This window comes from Candidatus Zixiibacteriota bacterium (assembly GCA_034003725.1).
GTDB lineage: Bacteria > Zixibacteria > MSB-5A5 > GN15 > FEB-12 > WJMS01.
In genome coordinates, this window is the sequence record JAVEYB010000010.1 from 47623 (window position 1) to 70649 (window position 23027).

The following is a 23027-nucleotide window of genomic DNA, read 5'->3' on the forward strand; positions in this document are numbered from 1 at the left end:
TTACCGGCGAGCCTCCCGGCGTCCGGCCGCCTCTGTCGACATCCCAATGATGGCAATCATCCCTTCGGCATAGTACGGACAGGACGTCGTCACCATTTTCTGCAGTTCCCGACCGACTTCGTCGTCGGTTGGCCAGTAATACATGACAAGCCGCCGGATGTCGAATCCATGCTTCCGCAATAGCGTCTTCAGCGTCGTCGGTGAATAGTAGTAATTATGGTCAGGGTGGACGAGCTCTACACCGCTGCCCAGAAGGCGTATGGTGCGAAGCGAAAACGCATTGGGAGTACTCAGGAGGATGTCACCCGTGAACCCGCTGGCGCGGAGATTGTCGAGCGCATCGCCGACGTTATTCAGGTGCTCGATTACTTCCGGGATGACGATAACGTCGACTCGTCGTGCCAGATCGCGCAGCAATTCGTCATCGGATTCGAGATCAAGCCGATAGACTTCGTAGCCTTCCTCCTTTAATCGCTCCAGCCCTGCCGTCTCAATGTCTACGCCGATCAGCTGGTCGGCAACCTGGCTGATGTGATAGTGAAGGAAGTTGTCGGATTTGATGCGGGATTCCATGATACCGGCGTCGACGCATCCAACGTGCAACACACGTTTGCCCCGGCAGAAGTCAACGGTGAACGACTTGCGATTGCTCGATACCTCTACGGTACGTGCCAGTGGCTGATGGAAGTCTATGGTACCGGAAGGTTCAGGCATCGTAGCCTCCGCAGCCGACTGCATCGGCGCTCTGACTTCCGCAGAGCGGGCCCTGCTGACCTTGTGGGCAGGGCGACTGCGCCGGGATTCCACACGCTCGAGGAGATACCGGTCTATTGCAGGGACGTTGATGTCGGCATTGAAATGCCGTTCTACGTGCTGCCGATAGGAGTCGGAATCGTATTCTTTCGGCGTCAGAAGTTTGACGAAGTCGCCGACCGTATTGAAGACCAGTTCTTTCGGAAACAACGTGGCCGCGCCCTGCCAGTTATGAATGAGCGGCTTAATGCCGCATGCCATGGCTTCGATGATATTGAGCGGACAACCCTCCCACGGGCTGGTGGAGATGACATAGTTCATCGACTTCAGCCATAACGGCACATCTTTGACCCATCCGTGCATTACGACGTGGTCGGTCAACCCCATCTGCTCGATAAGATGGGTCATATAGACTTCAAACCGTGTTTCCTGGAACGTGCCGGCTACATGCAGGCGATATGACGGATCGAGGTCCACCGCCGCCTTGACGCATTGCAGCAACAGACCGACCCCCTTCTTGTGGTTGAGGTAGCCGACGTAGCCGATGTTATGGCCCGGATGACCGTCATACTTGGGATACTGCCGCAAATCCACCGAATTGTAGATCGTTGCCTGCGGCACGCCGTCGAGTTGGTTACTCCAGAGGCGGTTGGCATTGGCGCGCATGTGATCGGCAACGAAGATTGCCCCGTCGATACGCTTCCAATTGACCCCCTGCATCAGTTGCGGCGTTAGGATCTCAAAGCTGTGGATGTGCGTGACCAGGGCGGCGTCCGTGGTCTGCCTCGACAGATATACCAGCGGTTCATTGCACCACTGCGACCAGATGATGTCGGCCCACGACAGAATGTCCTTGAGATCCGCTTCGGTCTGCGGTTTGACTCGGCGCACCTCGTTTGAACGTGCAAAATAGGCCGTGTAGAGGTCGGTGAACTTGTTGTCCCAGGGGTTGATGATCGCAAGGCGCGCGCCGCTCAGGCACGTCGCGGCGGTCCCCCGAGCCTCCGCCAGAAGGTCGGCGACCTCTTCGTTATCGGGATACTTCGCGGCGAGGGGCTCGAGAATCGGCAGCGCCTCGCGCAGGTGGCCTGAGGCTCGAAGCAGCGTGCAGAGATTGGCTACAGGGTCGGTAAAAGAAGAATCCGCCTGAATCGAACGCATGAAGTAATCGGCCGCGCCGCGTCCATCGCGCTGGTGATAGGCAATGACGCCGAGGTTATTCAGAACCCGGCAATTGGTCGGCTCACGATCGAGTAACCGGCGGAAACAGTCGGCCGCCTCCTCTACCCGGCCCTCGGCCAGCAAGGTTTCGCCTTTCGTCAGAACACTATCCATGTAAAACGCTCCCGTCTTCCGATGTGTGATTGGTCGCACGCGACATTACGAGCGTGTGACCGGGCGTCTTCTACCGGTATCGGCGCCACACAGCGCTCCCTTAACGGGGCCGGCGAACAATGCGGCCACGGTCGCATAGGCGGTGACATACCGGCAGCGGTGCTGTCGCACGCCAAAATGCCCCGACAAGCTGGGACGGCGCAAACGGGACACTGGTGCCGTGCGAACCATCTTTCGCATTGTGCTGTATTGAGTTAGAAGGATTATCGAGATGCTCTGCAGAAAAACATCCGGGCGTAATCCACTTTGTTTGCACTCGCTCGCAACCCCGATCCGTCCGTGATCGTATCTTGCTTAATGCACCGGACTGCTCGCAATTTCCCTTTGACGCGAGAGTGTCGCGCCAATTTCTTTAGTCTTTTCCAGCATCTATATTCATCGCTTGGAGGTAGCATGTCCAGATTCCTGATTCCGATTGCCGTGCTCGTCATGTGTTCGTTTGCGGCGGCGGACGAAGCCCGCTTGCTGCGCTTCCCCGACGTCCATCAGGACCGTGTAACGTTCGTGTACGCCGGGGACTTATATACGGCCCCGCGGGCCGGCGGTCAGGCCGTACGCTTGACATCACACGAAGGCCTCGAGTTGTTTCCGAAATTCTCTCCCGATGGTTCCCGGATCGCTTTCACCGGTCAGTATGACGGAGAGTCTGCGGTGTATTGGATTGACATCGCCGGCGGAAACCCGGTTCGGCTGACCTGGCACCCCGGCCATCGCAACCTTGCCGAACGGCACGGACCCGAGAACATCGTGATGGGATGGTCGAACGACGGCTCCACGGTGTGGTACCGGTCGCGCAAGCACGCAATGGACGGCTGGGAAGGCCGCATCTACGGCGCAGTCCTGAGCGGCGGGCTTCCACAACCGCTGCCGATGCCGACTGCGGGCTTCACGTCATTGTCTCCCGATGAATCAAAAGCGGCCTACTGTCCGACTTTCCGCGACTTCCGCCAGTGGAAACGCTATAAAGGCGGCATGGCCCAGGATGTCTGGATATATGATCTGAAAACCAATGAATCGGAAAAGATTACCGATTGGATTGGCACCGACAACATGCCGATGTGGTATCAGAATCGAATCTACTTCAACTCCGACCGCACCGGGCGTCTCAATCTGTATTGCTATGATCTCGACACCAAAGAAACCCGGGCCGTCACCAGCTACACTGACTATGACGTTCGCTGGCCGTCACTTGGTCCCGACGCCATCGTCTTCGAGAAGGGCGGCTATCTGTTCGTTATGGATCTGCCCACCGAGCAAATCCACCGCATCGAGATTCAGTTGACCTCGGATCAAACCTGGATGCGCCCGGAATTCGTCACGGTCTCCGATGATATCAATGAATTTGATGTTTCGCCCGACGGGAACCGTGCGTTATTCCGAGCCCGCGGCGATCTGTTTACGGTCCCGGCCAAACACGGCAATACCCGGAATCTAACCAACTCCTCAAATGCCAACGAGCGAGAGATTCAGTGGTCACCCGACGGCAAGTGGGTAGTTGCCATCTCCGATGAGACCGGCGAGGACGAATTGTATCTGTACGCGCACGACGGCAGCGATAAGATTCGCCTCACCACAAACGGTTCCTGCTGGCGGTACTCTCCGACGTGGTCGCCGGACAGCAAGAAGATTGTCTTCTCCGATAAAAACCTGGCGGTGTATTCGCTTGACGTTGAATCGAAGGCGGTGACTGAGATCGACCGCGGCGAGCGAAACGAGATTCGCGGGTTTTCCTTCTCCCCCGACAGCCGTTTCATCGCCTACAGCAAGAACCTCGAGAACCAGATCACCGCAATTTTCGTCTACTCGTACGAGGATCGGAAAGTCCATCAGGTTACGCCGGGATTGACGGATGACTTTTCGCCGGTGTTTGATCCCGACGGCAAGTACCTGTATTTCATGTCGCGCCGAGAGTTCAATCCGATCCTATCCAACTACGAGTTCCAGTTCGTCAACCAGGCGATGACCAACCTGTATCTCATTTTGCTGCAGGCCGACGGGAAATCGCCGTTTGCGCCGGAGAGCGATGAGGTCAGTATCGATACGGCGAAAGGCGACGGCGACGAGAAGGCCGACAAGGGCGACAAGAAGGGTGACACGGAGTCGAAGAAGGATGACGCGAAGCCGCCGGTGAAGATCGATTTCGACGGGATCTACGACCGCGAGGTGGCGTTCGATCTGCCGACCGGCAACTACGGCGGGCTGGCGGCGGTGTCGGGTGCGGTCTTCTACTCCAGTTTCCCCCTGTTCGGACTTCAGGGCAAGGTCACTCAGGACGAGACGACGCTGCACAAGTACGACATGAAGGACAAGAAGGACAACGTGTTCGCCGAGGGTGTCGGCGGGTACGCGTTGTCGGCGAACGGCGAGAAGATGATCGTCCGCAAAGGCAACGGCTATTTCATCATCGGAACGTCGGGCCCGAAAGCGTCGTTCGAGGACGCGTCGGTCAACACGTCGCAGATGCAGGTCAAAGTGGACCGTCGCCAGGAATACCGCAACATGTTCGACCAGACATGGCGGATGATGCGAGACTTCTTCTACGACCCGGACATGCACGGAGTCGACTGGGCCGGCATGCGGGAGCTGTATTCGCCGCTGGTCGACCATTGCGCCAACCGGTTCGATTTGACCTACGTGCTCGCCGAGATGATCGGCGAGCTGTGCTGCTCGCACACGTACACGGGCGGCGGCGACATGCCGAGGACGGGGTCCAGCGATGTCGGCCTGTTCGGCTGCGATTTCGAAGTCGACCGGGGCAGCAACCGCATAAAGATATCGCGCCTCCTGACGGGCGAGAACTGGGACGACGAGCTTCGCTCGCCGCTTACCGAGCCGGGCATTGACGTCCGCGAGGGCGACTACCTGTTGGCGATCGACGGTCAAGAGGTGACGGCGGCGGTCAACCCGTACTCGCTGACCGAGGAAAAAGCCGGCAAGCTGGTCACGCTGACGGTGAACGCCCGTCCCACGATGGACGGGGCGCGCGAGGTGACGATCAAGGCGATCGGCTCCGAAACGCGGCTTCGGTACCATGACTGGGTCCAGGCCAACAAAGCGTATGTCGACGCGAAGTCGGACGGCGCGATCGGCTACATCCACATCCCGGACATGGGCGGTGACGGTCTGGTCCGGTTCACCAAGATGTTTTATCACCAGATGCGCAAGCCCGGCATCATTATCGACGTTCGCTACAACGGCGGCGGGTTCGTTTCCGATCTCGTGCTCGAGCGGTTGCGCCGCACGGTAGTCGCGATGGGCAACTCGCGCAACATGGGCTTCGACCGGTCACCGGGTGCGGGCATACTGGCCCATATGGTGACGCTGCAGAATGAATTTTCGTGTTCCGACGGCGACATCTTCCCGTACATGTTCCGCGAGTACAAGCTCGGCCCGCTGATGGGCACGCGCACCTGGGGCGGCGTGGTCGGCATCCGCGGAGGCAAGGGTCTGATCGACGGCGGGTACACGACGATCCCCGAGTTCGGCATGTTCAATCTCGACGGCGAGTGGGTGGTCGAGAACGAGGGGGTCGTGCCCGATATCGAGGTGGTCAACACGCCGACTCGTCGGGCCGCTGGGCATGACGATCAGCTCGATGCGGCGATCGCGAATATCATGCAGCGGCTCAAGGACCAGCCGCTTCGTCTGCCGGATCACCCCGGTCCGGCGGCGCCGCGATAAGCCGGCAGGGATTTGGTATTTCAGGCGGGTCGGTTTTCCGGCCCGCCTTTTTTTTGGCAGCGGCAGTCGGCAGTGGCGGATTCCCCCGGCCACGGCTCGCGAGCCCGCCCCGACCCGCCACAGGCGGACCTATCGGCCCCGGTGGGCTGGCAAAAGGTGGGGCACCGGGTTCAGACATGTCTTTCCCACTCGAGACGGGTGGGCGACTCGTCTGCCGGCAGGTCCGAAGACGGACCTCCCCTGGTCGTGAGCCCGCCCCGACCCGCCACAGGCGGACCTATCGGCCCCGGAGGGCAGGCAAAGGGTGGGGTGCCGGGTTCAGACATGTCTTTCCCACCCGAGACGGGTGGGCGACTCGTCTGCCGGCAGGTCCGAAGACGGACCTCCCCGACAAGTCCGTGATATACAGAATAGTGCGGAATGGTACGGGAAACGCCGGGTGTGATGTACCCTCGAAACCGAAAAAAGTCGTCGTACAAGCCAGACACACAGTGCGTTACGGGGAAATGGGTTTGTTTTGTCATTTTTTATGGGACCCTCATTTTTGATTTCCCCTTCCGGCGGGCGGCTCGGGCAACGGGCTTCGGGTCGATAACGGGGCCAGCCTACTAGAGGGGGCGGGGAATTTTTACCAACGGAAAGCTATCAAAAGTGTCGGGGGCCGGTGATTGACAGGGTCGGGTGAAAGGCATATCCTTGAACTTGTGGGGAAACAATCCTTCGTAATTGCAGCCGCAGCCACGGTCATACTGCTGGTGGCGCCGCTGGTGGTGGGGATACCCGGCGCGTGGGGAATCAATCACCTCATGTTTCTCAGTCCTTTCGCGGTTGGGCTGGTACTGCTCAGCGCGCTGCTGGTCGGACTGGCGGTGGGGCGGGTCGAGAGGCAAAGCATATGGTCCGAGAGGGTATGTGAGTCGGCCGGAGCGCACGCATTGATTGCGCTGGGGGCCATGGTAGTATTCTGGCTCTGCCGGTCTGAAGTCCATTTCCTCGGTGATGGCTACACCAATATCGCCGTGTTCGGCCAGGGCGAGGGGGATTTGTATAAGTGGACCTCGTATGGCTCGATGCTGGTTGTGCGATCGGTCCAGCGGATGTTGGGATCGCTCGACAGACAGACCGCTGAACAGGCGTTTCAGATCGTATCGGTGATTTCAGGGGGTATCGCCGTTTTTGGCTCGCTGAGGGTATCAACGCTCATCGGCGGCAGAGTGTCAGGCAAGGCGCTCTCTGCCGTCACACTCCTTCTTAGCGGATCTATGCTCTTGTCTTTTGGGTATGCCGAGTTTTATCCGCCACTGTGGGCGTGCGGTGCGCTGTTCTTCTGGGTCGCTGTGCGGTTTGCGCGGTCGGGAATGGGTCTGCTCTGGTGCTGGATGGCACTGGCAGCAACCGTAGCGATGCACCTGCAGGCGGCGATGCTGATTCCGGCGCTTCTGTGGCTGACGTTCGCCGAGACAGACAAGTCAACCGGCGCAAAGCGGTTTACCCGGACACATTGGATGATCGCGGGCGGTTTGGCGGTGCTGGGGCTGGCGGCATTCGTCTGGCTCTACACGCACAAACTGGCTTTTGAGGTGATGTTTCTGCCGCCGTTTACGGGTCGTCCGCAGTCTCCGGATTATGCCTTGTTCAGCCTGAAGCATGCGATCGATCTCGCTAATCTCGTGCTGCTTATTTGGCCCGGACTACTCATGCTTCTGGCGCTCCGATGGTCCGCCGGAAAGGCGGAGACACAGGACAGCGTGAGTACGTTTCTGGCGATTTCGTCGGTTGGAGCGCTGGCGTTTCCGATTCTGGTCGATCCGGTGTTCGGCGCCGGGAGGGACTGGGACCTGCTTTCCTTTGCGTTGCTGCCGGGCGTGTTGTGGTTGCTGAGACGAGTTGCGGTATCAAGCGCCGCAGTCAACTCGCGGCAGCTTGCCGTATATACGACACTGACGCTGGTCAGCTCGGTGTCGTATGTGGCGGCCAACGTGGACGCCCGTCCGGCATCCGAGCGATTCGAATCACTCCTCGGTTTTTATGAACGCAAGGACAGGAGCGGATGGTCGATACTTGCGGACTACTACCGCGAGTCGGGTCGGTCACGGCAGGCTTCGGAAGCGATTGCGCAGATGAAGGAGCGCTTTCCCGAGTATGACGATCTCGAAGAAGCGTATCGGCTGGTCAATACCCATCGGTATCAGGAGGCGCTGCCGATGGCCCGGCGGCTGGCGGAAGCAAATCCGTATAATGCTGATTTCCTGCAGATACTTGGCAACATTGAGGGGAAGCTTGGAGATCTCGCGTCGGCAGAGCGCCTGTATGGGGATGCGGTGGCGCTCAAACCGTACAATGTGGGTATTCGAAACGAGTTCGGCCAGCTCTATATCACCTATGGCAAGCTGGAAGAGGGGCTGGCGGTATTGAAAGAACTTCGTGATTTCAACCCGCAGTTGTCCTATGTCGCTGAAGGTGTGGCGCTGGCGTACATCAGGATGGAAGATTACGACAGCGCACTGGCGCTGGCCGACACGCTGCTGATGATGTCCCCGCACTCACCCGGCGCGTATTTGATCAGGACGACGGTCGCAGTCAATCGGGGGGACATATCGACCGCGCGTGCCAACTTCCGGCTGTTCGAGGAATATGGAAAAGGGCGGTCGGATTATGAGGCGATGGTGGAGTACTATTCGTTTCTGATTGACCGGAACTAGGTCTATTCGGAGAATCCGAGGGGAGATCCAATGCCACTATCACGGCAGTCAGTCACCGCTGCACACGACCTCGCAACGTCCGCGATAATGCGTACGGCAGTCATCGTGACTTACACGGTATACGGTGTATTATCATTCGCCCATATCGGCCGCATGTGGGGTTTCAATCACCTGGGGTATCTCCCCCCATCGTGGATCGCACTGTATGCACTTGGTGGGGGTGCGCTTGCCTTCCTGCTTTTTGGTGGCTTTTCTGCAAAACGATGTACAGTGGTCGCGGGCCTTGCGGACACCTGGATTTGGTCGGGTGGCGCCTGGCGCCGATTGATGATGGCGGTCGTTGCTCTAATCGTTTTTGCATCATGTCGTGTTCCTACCCATCTTTTGGGGGACGGCTATACCTGTCTTGCCATTTTCGGGAGCGGCGAGGGGTACGTTCACAAGTGGGCTGAGCCCGGCTCGATCTGGCTCATACGTCAACTCCAGGCCTCGTTCGGTGGATTCACGCGGGAAACGGCCCTTCTCGCATTCCAATCTCTCTCGATCACATCGGGCGGGGTGTTCGTGTTGGGTGTTCTGATCTTGCTTGGCGACCTGACTCGCGAAGCAACGCTTCGCTTGTTTGCGTTGACGACGGTTCTTTTCGGCGGCAGTGCATTGCTGTTTTTCGGCTATGTCGAGTTTTATGCGCCGGTGTGGGCGGCGACTGCGATGTTCCTGGCTACGGGTATCCGATACGTGCGAAACAAGGGGCGTCTCTGGGCGCCGTTATTGGCATTCTCCATAGCCGTGGCGATGCATGTTGAGGCGGTCTATTTCACACCTGCATTGGTCTATTTATTGGTCGCGAAAGCAGAGTCTGCACATCTGAGACGGATATACACGGGGCTGGCCTTCGCGGTGACGGCTGCCGCCATTGCGACGTTTGTGTGGCTCTATCTGAATCGGGTGGAGTTTGAAGTGATGATTCTGCCTTTTTTCCACTCTCGGCCGGAGTATCCGGGCTACACTGTATTCTCAGCCGCGCACTTTCTGGATGTGGTGAACGAGATTCTGCTGATTGCTCCGGGAGCGTTTTTGGTGATGGCATTGTGGGTCCACACCTCCGCGAGACGGCGATGGAACCGCGAAGGGTTCTTCCTGGCGGCGGCATCGACCGGAGCGCTATCGTTCTTCTTCCTGTTTGCCGGGGCGACCACGATGGGTCGCGATTGGGATGTGATGTCATTGAGCCTCCTTAGCCCAGTTCTGCTCGGGTTCAATCGAATGAGCGTCCATCATATTCGTCCGGGAGCTCGCCTGGTACTGGCCAATCTTGTTTTACTTGTGTTGACTACCGGCGCGTTTCTCGGGATCGCATTTTGCACAGAATGTTCAGAGACGCGATTCAGGTCCCTGATGACCGACCATAACTGGAATGGCTGGATAATCCTGTCGACTCACTACGAGCGGACGGGACGGCATGACATGTCGGTGGAGGTGTTGCGCGAGATGGAACGTCGTATCCCGGACCGCCGCGCGCTGCTCACGGCATACGACTATCTGGAGTCGGGGCGTATTGGTGATGCAGAACGACTGGCCGCCGACCTTCTATCAAAGAATCCGTACAGTCCTCATTTCATGCAGCTGACCGCTAACGTATTTCGGAAGAAGCACCAGCCCGACAGTGCCGAATATTTTTACACGAAAGCGCTCCGGCTGATGCCGTATCACGCACCGCTCATGAATGAGCTCGCCCAGCTCTATATCGACGAGCGGCGATTTGACGAAGGCCTCGCGTGGGCAACTGAAGCACATTCTCTTGAACCGGAAAAGACCTTCATCACCGAGACGCTGGCTCTGGTGCATATCAGGAGGCAGGATTACGGCCCCGCGTCGGCGCTCGCGGACACGCTTTTGCAGAATGATCCGAATTCGGCCGGGGCACACTTGATCAAGATGACCGTGGCGTTAAACAATGGAGACTACGAGTCTGCAAGCGCGCACTACCGAGAGTTTCTGCGATATGGAGGAGAGCGGTCGGATTATGAGCGGATTCGTGACCATTACAAGGGGCTGAGTGACTGGCAGTAGTCTGGCTCGGCATGACGGTGTGGGGCACTCAGGTGCGTTGGCGGGTTCGAAGACGGACTCGCCCTACAAAGACTCCGGTTCGGGGTGATAGTGCCAGACATATCGGGCAACCAAAAGCCCGATCCGCGGGGTGCGGATCGGGCTTTTTTGCTGTCGTGCAATGATGCGTGTCTATGGTTCGCGCGAGCGGAACGACTAGTACATGTCGCCCATGCCGCCGCCCATACCGCCCATGCCGCCCGGCATGCCGCCGGCCTTCTTCTCTTCGGGCTTGTCGCACACGACCGCTTCGGTCGTCAGCAGCAGCCCGGCGATGGAGGCAGCGTTTTCCAGAGCCGACCGGGTGACCTTGGTCGGGTCGAGGACGCCGGCCTTCAGCAGGTCTTCGTAGGTCTGGGTCTGGGCGTTGAAGCCGAACGCGCCGGTTTCGGAGGCGACGCGGTTGACCACGACGGACGCTTCGACGCCCGCGTTCTGGGCGATCTGGCGAATCGGCTCTTCGAGGGCCTTGCGGATAATGTTCACGCCGACCATCTCTTCGGAATCCGCCTTCACCTTGTCGAGGGCCTTGATGGAGCGAAGCAGGGCGACGCCGCCGCCGGGGACGATACCTTCCTCGACCGCGGCACGGGTCGCATGGAGGGCGTCTTCGACGCGGGCCTTCTTCTCTTTCATCTCGGTTTCGGTCGCGGCGCCGACGTTGATGACGGCCACGCCGCCGGCGAGCTTGGCGAGACGCTCCTGGAGTTTCTCGCGGTCGTAGTCCGAGGTGGTGTCCTCGATCTGCTTGCGGATCTGGCCGATACGGGCCTGGATCTGGGTCTTGTCGCCGGAGCCTTCGACGATGGTCGTGTTGTCCTTGTCGATGGTGATCTTCTTGGCGGTGCCGAGATCGGAGAGGACGGCGTTCTCAAGCTTGAAGCCGAGCTCTTCGGAGATGACCTTGCCGCCGGTGAGGATCGCGATGTCTTCGAGCATGGCCTTGCGGCGGTCGCCGAAGCCGGGGGCCTTGACGGCGGCGATCTTCAGCGTGCCGCGAAGCTTGTTGACCACGAGGGTGGCCAGCGCCTCGCCCTCGACATCCTCGGCGATAATCAGCATGGGACGTCCGGACTGGGCGACCTTCTCGAGCACCGGAAGGAGGTCCTTCATGCTGGAGATCTTCTTGTCGTGGATGAGGACCATCGGGTCTTCGAGCACCGCTTCCATCGCATCGGGATCGGTAACGAAGTACGGGGAGACGTAGCCACGGTCGAACTGCATGCCTTCGACGACTTCGAGAGTCGTCTCGGCGGTCTTGGCTTCCTCGACAGTGATGACGCCGTCCTTGCCGACTTTCTCCATGGCCTCGGCGATAAGTTCGCCGATCTGGGAGTCGGAGTTGGCCGAGATGGTGCCGACCTGGGAGATCTCCTTCTTGTCGGAGACGGGCTTGGACATCTTGGCGATTTCATCGGTGACGGCCTTGACGGCGAGGTCGATGCCGCGCTTGAGGGACATCGGGTTGTGACCGGCGGTCACGTTTTTGATGCCTTCGCGGAAGATCGCCTGGGCGATGAGGGTGGCGGTGGTGGTACCGTCGCCGGCGACATCAGAGGTCTTGGAGGCGACTTCTTTGACCATCTGGGCGCCGATGTTTTCAAAGTGATCTTCGAGTTCGATTTCTTTCGCGACGGTGACGCCGTCCTTGGTGACGGTCGGGGAGCCGAACTTTTTGTCGATCGCGACATTGCGACCGCGGGGGCCAAGCGTGACTTTGACGGCGTTGGCGAGTTTATCCACGCCGATTTTGAGCTTGGCGCGCGCATCGACATCGTATTCAATCATCTTCGCCATATACATAACTCCTGTTTTTTGTCGTTTGGGTACGGGGGCGGTTAGCTGTTCTGGATCACGGCGAAAATGTCGGATTCACGCATGATCAGGTACTCTTCACCGTTGATGGAGACTTCGGTGCCGGAATACTTGCCGTAGAGAACCTTGTCGCCCTTTTTGACTTCGAGCGGCATGCGCGTGCCTTCGTCGCTGGTGCGGCCGGGGCCGACTTCGACAATCTGACCCTGCATCGGCTTTTCCTTGGCGGTATCCGGGATGATGATGCCGCCTTTTTTCGTCTCGACTTCTTCGATGGGCTTGACGACGACGCGATCAGCAAGCGGTTTGATGTTCATTTCCGTCCTCCTCAATGGACAAGTTATTGATTGTTATAGGGTTATCTTTTGTTTTACAATCCCCTGTTAGCACTCATCACAATCGAGTGCTAACAACCGTTATTGTAGTGTTTAACGTCGGAGCTGTCAAGAAGTTTCCGGAAAAAACGGGATACCAAAGCGGGCTTTGGGGGGCGTTGAGGAGAGGGCACCGTTCTCTCGCCTAACTGATTGAAATATAGCGGGCTATATGGATACTACGATTGATTCAGTTCGAGTCGGCGATGATGCGCAGGCCCTCGAGGGTGAGGGTCGGTTCGATGCGGCTGATGTAGCGGGAGTGTTTCTCGATTCCGTTGGCAAGGCCGCCGGTGGCGATCACGGTTGGATTCGTGAAGCCGGACTCTTCGATAATCTTCTCCAGAATAAAGTCAACCTGACCGAGGGTACCGTAGAAGAGGCCCGATTCGAGCGCCTGTTTAGTGGAGCGGCCGACGGCGCGTTCGGGTTCGACCATGCGGATATCAAACAGGCGGGCGGCCCGGCGGGCCAGTTCGGCCATCGAGGTTTCCGGTCCCGGAACGAGGACGCCGCCGATATAGACGCCGTCGACCGTGACGACATCGAAATTGATCGCCGTTCCGAAGTCCACGACAATCGCCGGCCCGCCGAACAGCACGTACGCGGCGGAGGCGTTGGCGATCCGGTCGGCTCCGACCTGGCGGGGGTTGTCGATATCGATTGTCACGGGCAGCTTGATATCGACGGACACCCAGAGCGGATCGACTTTGAAAAACCGGGGGCACATGCGCGCGTAGACAGTCGACAGGCGAGGAACAACCGAGCTGATGACGATCCGATCGATTTCGTCAGGGTCGATTTTCATCCGGTCGAGCAAACCGGTGATAAACAGCCCGGCCTCGTCGGAAGTCAAATGGACCGATGACGCGACGCGGAAGTGGTCGCGCAGGCGGTCTTTGTCAAACACGCCCACAACCGTGTTGGTGTTGCCGATATCGATGGCGAGCAGCATATGGTCAGGTGGTCAGTTGACCGGCGGACCGGGCTGGCCGCCATAGGCGCCGGGGCCTCCGGCCTGACGGGCGAGTTCGATGTTGATTTTCTGCGCCGACGAGTACGCGTCGTATATGCCGTAGATAAACATGATCGGCGTGGTGATGAAGCCGATGATGACGAGCATGAGAATCCACGAAATGGCGTAGACGATGATGAACACGATGCCTTTGGCGATCTGGCCGTTGTAAATCTGGCCGAGCCCCATCCAGAAAAACGACAGGACGGCAGCAAGGCCCGGATTTTTATAGAAGATCGGCGGCGGTCCCTGGTAATGCATAATCCCTCCTGATTAGTCCCGACGGTTCAGTACAGTATACTATGACGGGGCGCAGGAATTCAACCCGTTTCTTGGGAGGGTGAGACAGGCGGAGCCGGTCATGCCCCGAGTGCCGACATCCAGCAGGATCGGTCAGTGGCGTCTTTCGGGAGGGGCGATATTACGCGAGGGTGCGTGGTGCACGGGGACGTACACCACGCACATTTTTCACCCACCCAGCACGGGAAGCACACCACGCACATTATTCACCCATCCAGCACGGGAAGCACACCACGCACATTTTTCACCCATCCAGCACGGGGACGTACACCACGCACGGATAGAGAACTGCGGGTTCGAGGACGGACCCGCCCTGCGGGGACGGCTGATTTCAATTACCGTCGGATATTGCATCGTTGCGTTCTTCACGATACATTTTGTGCATGGAGTTTCGAGTATTGACCGCCGATTCATACGAGTCCGTTATCGCGCTGTGGAAACGGGCCGGGTTGGGCTTTCGTCCGAACGGTCGCGACAAGCGCGAGCGGATTGTGGCTGAGATGGGCGATCCGAATTGCCGGTATTTCGGACTGTTCGACGGGGAACGGATGGTCGGGGTGGTGATCGCGAACTTCACGTATCGACGGGCATGGATAGAACGGATGGCGGTTGATCCGGACTATCGCGGCCGGGGGCTGGCCGGAATGCTGATTGCCGAAGCGGAGCGCTTCTTGAACGACAAGGGGGCGCTGGTGATTTCGGCGTTGATCGAAGACACCAACGATCCATCGATTCGTGCGTTTTCAAAGGCAGGGTATGTGGTGATGGATGAGATCAAGTATTATTCGAAGCGACCGCACCCGGAGGCGTGAGGGACCATCTCGGCAGTGTTGTCAGGCGACTCGCCTGACAACACGATGTGTCGGGCCGCAAGCTTGTCCTGAGCGCAGCCGAAGGGCAGTCTCGACCTGATGCCGGTAACCGGAAGGATCGGTCAGTGGGATCTTTCGGGTGGGGCGATGTTACGCGAGGGTGCGTGGTGCACGGGGACGTACACCACGCACATTTTTCACCCACCCAGCAGGGGGACGTGCACCACGTACGGATAGAGATGGCGGGTTCGAGGACGGACCCGCCCTACAGACTATCGGACATATTGGAGATTGATGCTTCCACCGCGATGGTTCGGAGGTCAACTATGACTGTCCTACATGAGTTGGAGATTCATTTCCCATATTTGTTCCTGTCGGATTCATTTCATGTGACTGAATCGCAGTCAGGAGTTGACTCCGATGAGTTCGTAATAATACGAGGACGGCACGCGGCCTTTCGTTTCTCGTTTGAGGACGGCCAAGCATTCCTCGCTGTAGCTTCCGTGTACGGATCTCCATGGTTTGACATCCGAGACGTCCTGGCGGCGTTGTGCGAGGACTTTGATCCCTTGGGAATTGTGGACTTCCAAGATCTGTCAAATGTGCTACAGCCATCCATTGGACGAATTGAGAAAGCGTTCTCCATTGGGTCTCTCGGTAGTACGCAGAGGCTTCTGTCGAGCCGTAAGGAGCGCAGGCTATACCGTCGCCCGGAGATTGTTGCGACTGATACTCGTTGTGGGGCCTTGACTAGCGAAGACTTAGAGGAATTTGTCAGCGATCAATTTGGATTCTTGTTGTTGAATAATCGATACAAGGTCTCGCATGTCGGACACGACTTCACCCAACTCATTCTCAAGGGGTCAAATCTGAAGCTTTCATTCAGGATTGAGCGGGGTGAAGAGATGATCTTGGGGAGCCGCTTGCACTTCGGCACGTGGTTCGGTCTTGAGTGGATCCGTAGATTATATGAAAGTAATTTTGATAACCTTAGTCTTCAGACCTTCATGCAATGGAGACCAGTCTTGAGCCGGGAAATCGACCGGATTGAACTACTCTTCAGCAAGCAGAATGTATCAAAGACCGTTAAGGCATTGAGGAGGATGCGGGACGAGTATGAGGTGAGTCTCACCATCAGGTCCGAATAAGGACGTCGCTGCTATGAGCTGCTTGCCATGGCGAGCGACTTCAACATGATTGTCGAGATTGGATGAACATGGGTACCATGCCGACGAGGGTAAGGGCCTGCTCCAGTTGCCCGGATGAGTCGCTGGGTAATGGCTTGATTGTGAAAGTGAGACTTGTCGTAGCAACACTTCTGTGGACGGTGTGGACCCCGGGCCAGGGTACATCTGGGTTGGCACTGAGCTGATCGCTCCTTATACTGGGAAGGTCATCAACCCCGACGAACAACGCATTATCCCGAATGCGAGCGCGGAATTCGACGAGCTATATGACTACTGGTCCAGACAGTTCGACAAGTTTTTTGAAGCTGGCGGCTCGAGATTAATCAGCGTCACCTATGGAGATCCCGTGTATTTTAGGACAATGAGTCTCTCAAACAATCCGGAGTTGGGACTTGACTTCAAGGAAATGCCGAATCTCACAATCGGTCGCGGTGCTTACAAATACTCAATAGTCCATGGGACTATTGCAGAAAATCAATTCATCGGCAATGCTCTGTGGGCGAAGATAGGAAAGAAATTTGGTTGGTCGTTGTTCAGCCTGCGAAACGGTGCAGGATTCGCACAAATCATCCGAGGGACGTCAAGCCTTGATTATCTATCTTGGAAGACGTTCTTTCTACCAATGGGTTGGGATGATCCGGTTGATCAGTTTTTTATCAGGATGGGCTATCACGACAACTTTGCCAACCCATACTTCCCCTTCGGCACGATTGGAGGTAGGTAAGTGACTGACACGAGGTATTTGCTGCTTCTCTCTGTAGCTCTTGCCGTGATTATAGCTGCATGCGCCGGTCGCGGCAAGCCCGTAGCAACAGTCTCCAATGACCGTTTTACCGTAACAGCTTTCGAACCGCGCAGCGTTGCAACCGTCCCGGATGTGCTCAATGTGGAGGTAACCAGGCCGATGTCGAAAAGGGTGCTTCAACAAATAGGTACCCGGCCGGCATTTGTTCTGCGGCTTGACGAGGACGGGACACTGTTTATCAGAACGTACTATGAGATCGACAATCGCACACCGGAGTACTTTGTTGCCCATCTCCCCAGCTGGTCAGGGGAGACCTATGTTGCAAACTCAAACTATCCCTGTCCGAGGAAAGAGATGCTAGATTCGGTCGCCATCCCTGATGGCTACGCCACGCTGTGGTCGTTGAACTGCGACCCAGAAATAGTTTTTCTTCGCGCCTCGCGATTGCAGCGTGAGTCTGACTGGCGCGACTCACAATGGTATGGGATCAGGGCGCATTTCGTAGACGCGAGGGATGCGAGATTTGTCCGCCAAGACTCTACGGGTCTGAGCATGCGAGTCGACTGGAACGGGGCGTCCAGTTCATCGATGTATAAGTTTGACTTAGATACATTAGACTTCCTACCCGAAGTCCTCGCGGGGAGCGGAACGGAGACGATGTATGGCCAGTGAATCCAAACTTGCTTGCACCATCTTGCTTGTTGTTTTTGCCGCCTTGTCCAGTGCGACACATGCAAATGACTGGCCAATGTACCAGTGTGATGCGCAGAACACCGGCTACAATCCGGGGTCAACCATCCAGCCCCCACTGGAGATGGCTTGGAGTAAGTAGCTGTACCACTTGCAGCTTCATCCTGTTACCGTCTACGACGGATACGCAATGGTGACCAACGCCCTGAGTTGGAACGACTCCACGAATCTCGCCGTGTGTTTGAACGCGCGCACCGGTGCGCTGCTCTGGGCGGACACGATAACTGCGGAGGCCTACTCTCTCGGGCAAGCTGCGGCTGGATATGGTTTGTGGTACGTCCAGGTAGCCAATCACGCCGGCTCCTGGGTCGCGGCATATGACATTGAGACCGGGAATCTGGCCTGGGTCGACCCTGTGCGGACGCAGGGAAGATGGCCAGTTGGACCGACTCTGTACAAAGATCGATTGGTGTATTTAAGCGGCCTAACGGAGGCTGCGAAGCTACTGATGCTCTGACCGGAGAGTCACAGTGGTTTGTCTTTCTGACCGAAATCTGGAGCTGGGCCGGTTGGTTCACCCAACCGGCCTTGATCATATTCTATAGCTGCACTGTTACAGGATCGCTTCGAATGCTTTCTTGAACTCCTCGTAGCTTCGCGGTCCGAGGAACTGGGCCACGACATTGCCGTTTTTGTCGAGGAAAAACGTGGTCGGGACGCCGGTGCCTTTGTAATTGGCGAAGGTATCGCGGTCGGCCATGAGCATCTGCCACTGCATATCGTTTTCGAGGGCGAACTTCCGCACGGTTTCGGGGTTGTCTTTCCAGTCCAGCGCCAGCCCGAGAATCTCGACGCCTTTGTCTCGATACTCGCTGTAGAGTTGTTTGAAGGCCGGGATCTCGTGGCGGCAGGGCGGACACCAGGTACCCCAGAAATTGAGGACCACCGGTTGTTTGCCGACCCATTCGGAGGACTGGCGGAGGGTGCCACGGAGATCGTAGGCGGCAAACGCCGGCACCGACTGCGAGGCGGATTGGCCGGCGGTCGCGGCGACCGCGCCGGACTGATTCGCGGCCTGTGATGAGTTCTGGTTATCGCCGCTGCACGAGTATACGGTTAATGCGGCCATTAGCAGTGCGACAGCGTGAACGGACTTTCTGAGCATGAATCGGATCCTTGTCATTCCCAATGGCGTGCGACGACGGGCTTACTTGCCGTCGCCCTGTTTCTTTGCGTCAACTTCATACTGTCTCGTGGAGACATAGTCGAGAGCCTGAATAAACCGTTCGGCGGGCTGGTAACCCGGAAGCGGACCGATCCGCTGTCCTTCGGGCGAGATGAACCAGAACGCGGGGTAACCGCGGACGTTGAATTCCGAAACGGCGAGTTGTTTCTGCGAGATTTTGTAGCCCTCGATCTCCAGCATATCATCGGAGTCGCCCCAGACCTTCACCGGGACGAACTTCTCGTTTATCCTCGCCACGACGGCGGAGTCTTTGAAGGTCTCCTTATCCATTTTTTTGCACCAACTGCACCATGAGGCGGTGAAGTCGACCAGGACGTGTTTGGACTCCTGTTTGGCTTTGACGAGACCGTCGGGGAAGCTGAGCCAGACGATCGAGTCGGCTTTAGCCGAATCAGCTTTCTTACTTTCCGCCTTGTCCTGGGCCACAGCGGGCAGGGCGAGCGCTGCAAGTATCAGGGCGCTGCCCAGAATGCGGGGCCATCTGTTCATACGAAACTCCACCATTGGTAGTCCTCTTCGTGCATTACCTATTAGACGGAATTACACAGAAATCGCTTCGCACAAAATCACGATTCCCGGCCGGAGAGCGGCCGAAGGTAAGCCGCGGAATCACCTAACATCTCCTTGAGTCGGTTGACGAGCTCGAAATCCGCCCGAACGGAATATTTGTTCGATCGAATGTACACTTCAGAACCGTTTTCACGGGCGGCCAGAAGCACCGGGGAGTTGCCCCGGTAGTCTTCGAGCGAAGCTAACGCCTTATCTATCATAGATTCGGGACAATCCGGCTCGACCTTTATAACGAGTTGACAATTAAATCGTTCCGCGAGGTTCTGCAGCGGGAGGACCTCGCTGACAATGATCTTGGGGGCCTCTCCCTCACGGGTCGAAACTCGTCCGGTGGCCAGGATGATCTGATCTATTTCGATGTGCTCCTTCACGTTATCAAAGACTTTGGAGAACAGAAGCAGGCCCACTTGTCCGGTGAAATCCTGAATGGTGGCGAACGCCATCATATTGCCCTTCTTGTCGGGCATCTTTCTGACCTCGACAACAATGCCGCCGGCAGTCACCTCTCGTCCGTCGGCGACCGCCGCGAGCGATTGATTGGTGGCGGTGGTGAAACAGGACAGTTCGTCGCGGAACTTGTCGAGGGGGTGACCGGAGACGTAGAACCCGAGCATATCGCGCTCGCGGTTGAGCAATTCGGTGGTAGACCATTCGGCGATATCGGGGAGTTTGGGGGCGACGCGGGCAACCTCGCCGCCGGCGGCGGCGAAGAGATCGTGGGTGCTTTGCTGGGCGAAAACGCGGTGCCCGTACTCGAGCATGGTTTCGACAGCGGCCAGTTTCTGAGCCCGGCCGCCGCCCAGTGAATCACACGCGCCGGCCGCGATTAACGACTCCAGCGTGCGGCGGTTCATCATCCGAGGCGGTATGCGGCCGATGAGCCCGTCGAGCCCGACAAACGGGCCGTTTTTCTCTCGTTCTTCGACAATCGCACGGGCCGGACCCTCGCCGACATTTTTCACCGCCAGCAGGCCGAACCTGATGGTACCGTCGACTACGTTGAAATCTATCATGGATTCGTTTACATCGGGCGGCAGAACGGTGATGGCGAGCCGTCGGCATTCCTCGAGGAAGATATTGATGCGGTCCGAGTCGGTTATTTCGGAGGTCATCAGCGCGGCCATGAACTCTTTCGGGTAGTGCACCTTGAGCCACGCGGTCTGGTAGGCGACGTACGCATAGCAGGTGGAGTGCGCTTTGTTGAAGCCGTACCGGGCGAAGGTTTCGATCTGATGGAAGATGTCCTCGGCGGTTTTCTGTTCGATGCCGTTTTTCGCCGAGCCTTCGATGAAGGTCTTCTTCTGTTCGGCCATGAGGGCGGCGATTTTCTTGCCCATCGCCTTGCGCAGGAGGTCGGCGCCGCCGAGCGAATAACCGGCCATCTTGTTGGCAATCTGGAGCACCTGTTCCTGGAAGACGATCACGCCGTAGGTGCTGCCGAGGATCTTCTCCAGAATCGGGTGCAGGAAATGGACTTTCTCTTCGCCTTTCTTGCAGCTGATATAGGTGTCAATCATGCCGGAATCCAGCGGACCCGGCCGATACAGAGCGTTCATGACGGTGAGGTCGGTGAAGGTGGTCGGCTCGAGTTTGCGGAGGTATTCGCGCATGCCGGGGGATTCAAACTGGAAGATGCCGATCGTCTCGCCGCGCGCGAAAAGTTTGTAGACTTTGGGATCGTCGAGCCCGATGGCATCGAGATCGATTTCCGTACCGGTGTTTTCGCGGATCATGCGCAGGGCGTCATCGATAACGGTGAGCGTGCGCAGTCCGAGGAAGTCCATTTTGAGCAGGCCGATTTCTTCGACCATCTTCATATCGTACTGGGTCGTGATTTCGTCCTTGGACCCTTTGAAAAGCGGCACGTAGTTGGTGAGGGCCGACGGCGCGATCACCACGCCGGCGGCGTGGGTCGAGCAATGTCGCGCGAGACCTTCGAGCGTGCGGGAGTACCGCAGCAGCCGTTCGACACGCGGGTCGGCCTTGGCCAGATCGGACAACTCGGTTACCTGTGCGATGGCTTTTTCGAGATTCATGTCGGGGGCCATGGGGATCATCTTGGCGATTTTGTCCACCTCGCCATAGGGGATGCCGAGCACCCGGCCGACATCGCGCACCACCGCCCGGGCCGCCATGGTTCCGAAGGTGATAATCTGGCAGACGTTATCTTTGCCGTACTTGTCGATGACGTACTTGATGATTTTGTCGCGGCCGCGATCGGCGAAGTCGATATCGATATCCGGCATGGAAATACGTTCGGGATTCAAAAAGCGCTCGAACAGCAGTTCAAATGCGATTGGATCGACATTGGTGATGCCGAGGGCGTAGGAGACCAGCGATCCGGCGGCGGAGCCGCGCCCCGGGCCGACCGGTATTTTCTGGGAGCGGGCGTAGTCGCAAAAATCCTTTACGATCAGGAAGTAACCCGCATAGCCCATCTGTTTGATCACGCCAAGCTCGTATTCGAGGCGCTGGGTAATTTCGTCGGTAATCTCCGTGTATCGTTCGGTGAGGCCGCGTTCGCAGAGATGGCGAAGGTATGTGTCCGGGTCGACAAATGACGTCGGAATCGGGAAAACCGGGAGTTTCAGTTTTCCCATTTCGATTTCGACGTTGCATTCTTCGGCGATCCGAATCGTATTTTCCATCGCGGGCTTGAAGTCGCCAAACACCTTCTCCATTTCCTCTTCGGATTTGAAATAAATCTGGTCGGTGTTGTAGCGCATGCGCTTCTCGTCATCGATCTGCTTGCCGGTCTGAATGCACAGCAGGGCGTCGTGCGCTTCGTAGTCCTCGCGGCGGAGATAATGACAGTCATTGGTGACGACCAGTGGAATGCCGGTCTCGCGGGAGATCAAATCCATTTTCGGGATGGCCTCCGTCTCCTGGGGCAGGCCGTGATTCTGGATTTCCAGGTAGAAGTTGCCGGGGCCGAAGATATCGGCAAGCTCGCGGGCGGAGGCGACCGCCATGTCGGCTTTTCCCTGCTGGAGGTACCAGTTGACCTCGCCCTTGAGGCAGGCCGAGGTGCCGATAAGCCCTTCGGCGTGCTGGCGCAGGACGCTTTTGTCGATTCGCGGGCGATGGTAGAAACCGTCGAGATAGGCAGTCGAGCACAGCTTCATCAGGTTTTGATAGCCGACGTTGTTTTTGGCGAGCAGGATCAGATGGAACCCGCCGTCGGGGAACTCGCTGGACGGTTTTTTGTCAAACCGGGTGGTGCCGGCGCAGTAGGCCTCGACTCCGATAATCGGTTTGATCCCGGCTTTGGTGGCTTTTTTGTAAAACTCGACCGCGCCGAACATGTTGCCGTGGTCGGTGATCGCGAGCGCGGGCATGTTGAGTTCTTTGGCGCGTTCGATGACTTCATCGAGCCGACAGGCGCCATCGAGCAGCGAATACTGGCTGTGAGTATGGAGGTGAACGAAGTTGGCGAATCTCATGGCTGTACAAGTGCGCGGTTACGGGTTCAATTCGAACTCTAGATATCAAGATTGGTGCGGATCAGCAATGACTTTTTCGTCGGCGCGATAATATTGCTCCAGTGTATTGCGCAACAAGGCGTTGGTTGTGTGGATATGTGGGTGCCGCTTCAGTCTGTGTGGTTCGAACCGGCAGGAGCAGCTTAAT

General features: G+C 57.5%; 16 protein-coding genes. 8 read left to right on the top strand and 8 right to left on the bottom strand.

Annotated features, from left to right (window positions below; all coding sequences use genetic code 11):
* On the bottom strand, window positions 1-2088 hold the full coding sequence (locus RBT76_11690) for a glycosyltransferase (GenBank protein MDX9858445.1): 2088 nt from the start codon (window positions 2086-2088) through the stop codon (window positions 1-3).
* A gap of 453 nt (window positions 2089-2541) precedes the next feature.
* Between RBT76_11690 and RBT76_11695 the strand changes: the two genes are divergently transcribed.
* From RBT76_11695 to RBT76_11705, 3 genes are all read left to right on the top strand, one after another.
* Complete coding sequence (locus tag RBT76_11695; protein MDX9858446.1) at window positions 2542-5829, top strand: PDZ domain-containing protein; 3288 nt, start codon at window positions 2542-2544, stop codon at window positions 5827-5829.
* Window positions 5830-6533: 704 nt separating this feature from the next.
* The gene (locus RBT76_11700) at window positions 6534-8531 is read left to right on the top strand and encodes a tetratricopeptide repeat protein (GenBank protein ID MDX9858447.1); all 1998 of its coding nucleotides are present in this window, start codon (window positions 6534-6536) and stop codon (window positions 8529-8531) included.
* A gap of 30 nt (window positions 8532-8561) precedes the next feature.
* A complete protein-coding gene (locus RBT76_11705) occupies window positions 8562-10604 on the top strand; it encodes a hypothetical protein (GenBank protein ID MDX9858448.1) in 2043 nt (680 codons plus the stop codon).
* 195 nt (window positions 10605-10799) lie between these two features.
* Here RBT76_11705 and groL read toward each other — a convergent pair whose 3' ends face one another.
* The 4 genes from groL to RBT76_11725 form a co-directional block, all read right to left on the bottom strand.
* The gene (gene groL, locus RBT76_11710) at window positions 10800-12440 is read right to left on the bottom strand and encodes a chaperonin GroEL (protein MDX9858449.1); all 1641 of its coding nucleotides are present in this window, start codon (window positions 12438-12440) and stop codon (window positions 10800-10802) included.
* Between the two features lie 41 nt (window positions 12441-12481).
* Window positions 12482-12775 carry a co-chaperone GroES gene (gene groES, locus RBT76_11715; GenBank protein ID MDX9858450.1) on the bottom strand — a complete coding sequence of 98 codons (294 nt, stop codon included), beginning with the start codon at window positions 12773-12775 and terminating at the stop codon, window positions 12482-12484.
* A 247-nt stretch (window positions 12776-13022) separates the two neighbouring features.
* Window positions 13023-13787 (bottom strand): type III pantothenate kinase, encoded by a 765-nt coding sequence (locus RBT76_11720; protein MDX9858451.1) that lies wholly within the window; start codon window positions 13785-13787, stop codon window positions 13023-13025.
* A 12-nt stretch (window positions 13788-13799) separates the two neighbouring features.
* The gene (locus RBT76_11725; GenBank protein ID MDX9858452.1) at window positions 13800-14108 is read right to left on the bottom strand and encodes a hypothetical protein; all 309 of its coding nucleotides are present in this window, start codon (window positions 14106-14108) and stop codon (window positions 13800-13802) included.
* 422 nt (window positions 14109-14530) lie between these two features.
* Here RBT76_11725 and RBT76_11730 point away from each other — a divergent pair, with 422 nt between their 5' ends.
* The 5 genes from RBT76_11730 (at window position 14531) to RBT76_11750 (ending at window position 18098) form a co-directional block, all read left to right on the top strand.
* Entirely contained in the window at window positions 14531-14959 is a 429-nt protein-coding gene (locus RBT76_11730; GenBank protein ID MDX9858453.1) for a GNAT family N-acetyltransferase, read from the top strand.
* A 326-nt stretch (window positions 14960-15285) separates the two neighbouring features.
* Window positions 15286-16107 carry a hypothetical protein gene (locus tag RBT76_11735; GenBank protein MDX9858454.1) on the top strand — a complete coding sequence of 274 codons (822 nt, stop codon included), beginning with the start codon at window positions 15286-15288 and terminating at the stop codon, window positions 16105-16107.
* A 172-nt stretch (window positions 16108-16279) separates the two neighbouring features.
* Window positions 16280-16870: a hypothetical protein gene (locus tag RBT76_11740; GenBank protein MDX9858455.1), complete on the top strand. Its 591-nt coding sequence runs from the start codon at window positions 16280-16282 to the stop codon at window positions 16868-16870.
* On the top strand, window positions 16871-17563 hold the full coding sequence (locus RBT76_11745) for a hypothetical protein (GenBank protein ID MDX9858456.1): 693 nt from the start codon (window positions 16871-16873) through the stop codon (window positions 17561-17563).
* A 169-nt stretch (window positions 17564-17732) separates the two neighbouring features.
* On the top strand, window positions 17733-18098 hold the full coding sequence (locus tag RBT76_11750) for a hypothetical protein (GenBank protein ID MDX9858457.1): 366 nt from the start codon (window positions 17733-17735) through the stop codon (window positions 18096-18098).
* A 96-nt stretch (window positions 18099-18194) separates the two neighbouring features.
* Here RBT76_11750 and RBT76_11755 read toward each other — a convergent pair whose 3' ends face one another.
* The 3 genes from RBT76_11755 to RBT76_11765 form a co-directional block, all read right to left on the bottom strand.
* Window positions 18195-18746, bottom strand: coding sequence for a TlpA disulfide reductase family protein (locus tag RBT76_11755; protein ID MDX9858458.1), 552 nt, complete (start codon window positions 18744-18746; stop codon window positions 18195-18197).
* A gap of 42 nt (window positions 18747-18788) precedes the next feature.
* The gene (locus RBT76_11760; GenBank protein ID MDX9858459.1) at window positions 18789-19316 is read right to left on the bottom strand and encodes a thioredoxin family protein; all 528 of its coding nucleotides are present in this window, start codon (window positions 19314-19316) and stop codon (window positions 18789-18791) included.
* 77 nt (window positions 19317-19393) lie between these two features.
* Window positions 19394-22840, bottom strand: coding sequence for a DNA polymerase III subunit alpha (locus RBT76_11765; protein MDX9858460.1), 3447 nt, complete (start codon window positions 22838-22840; stop codon window positions 19394-19396).
* Window positions 22841-23027: the final 187 nt, after the last annotated feature.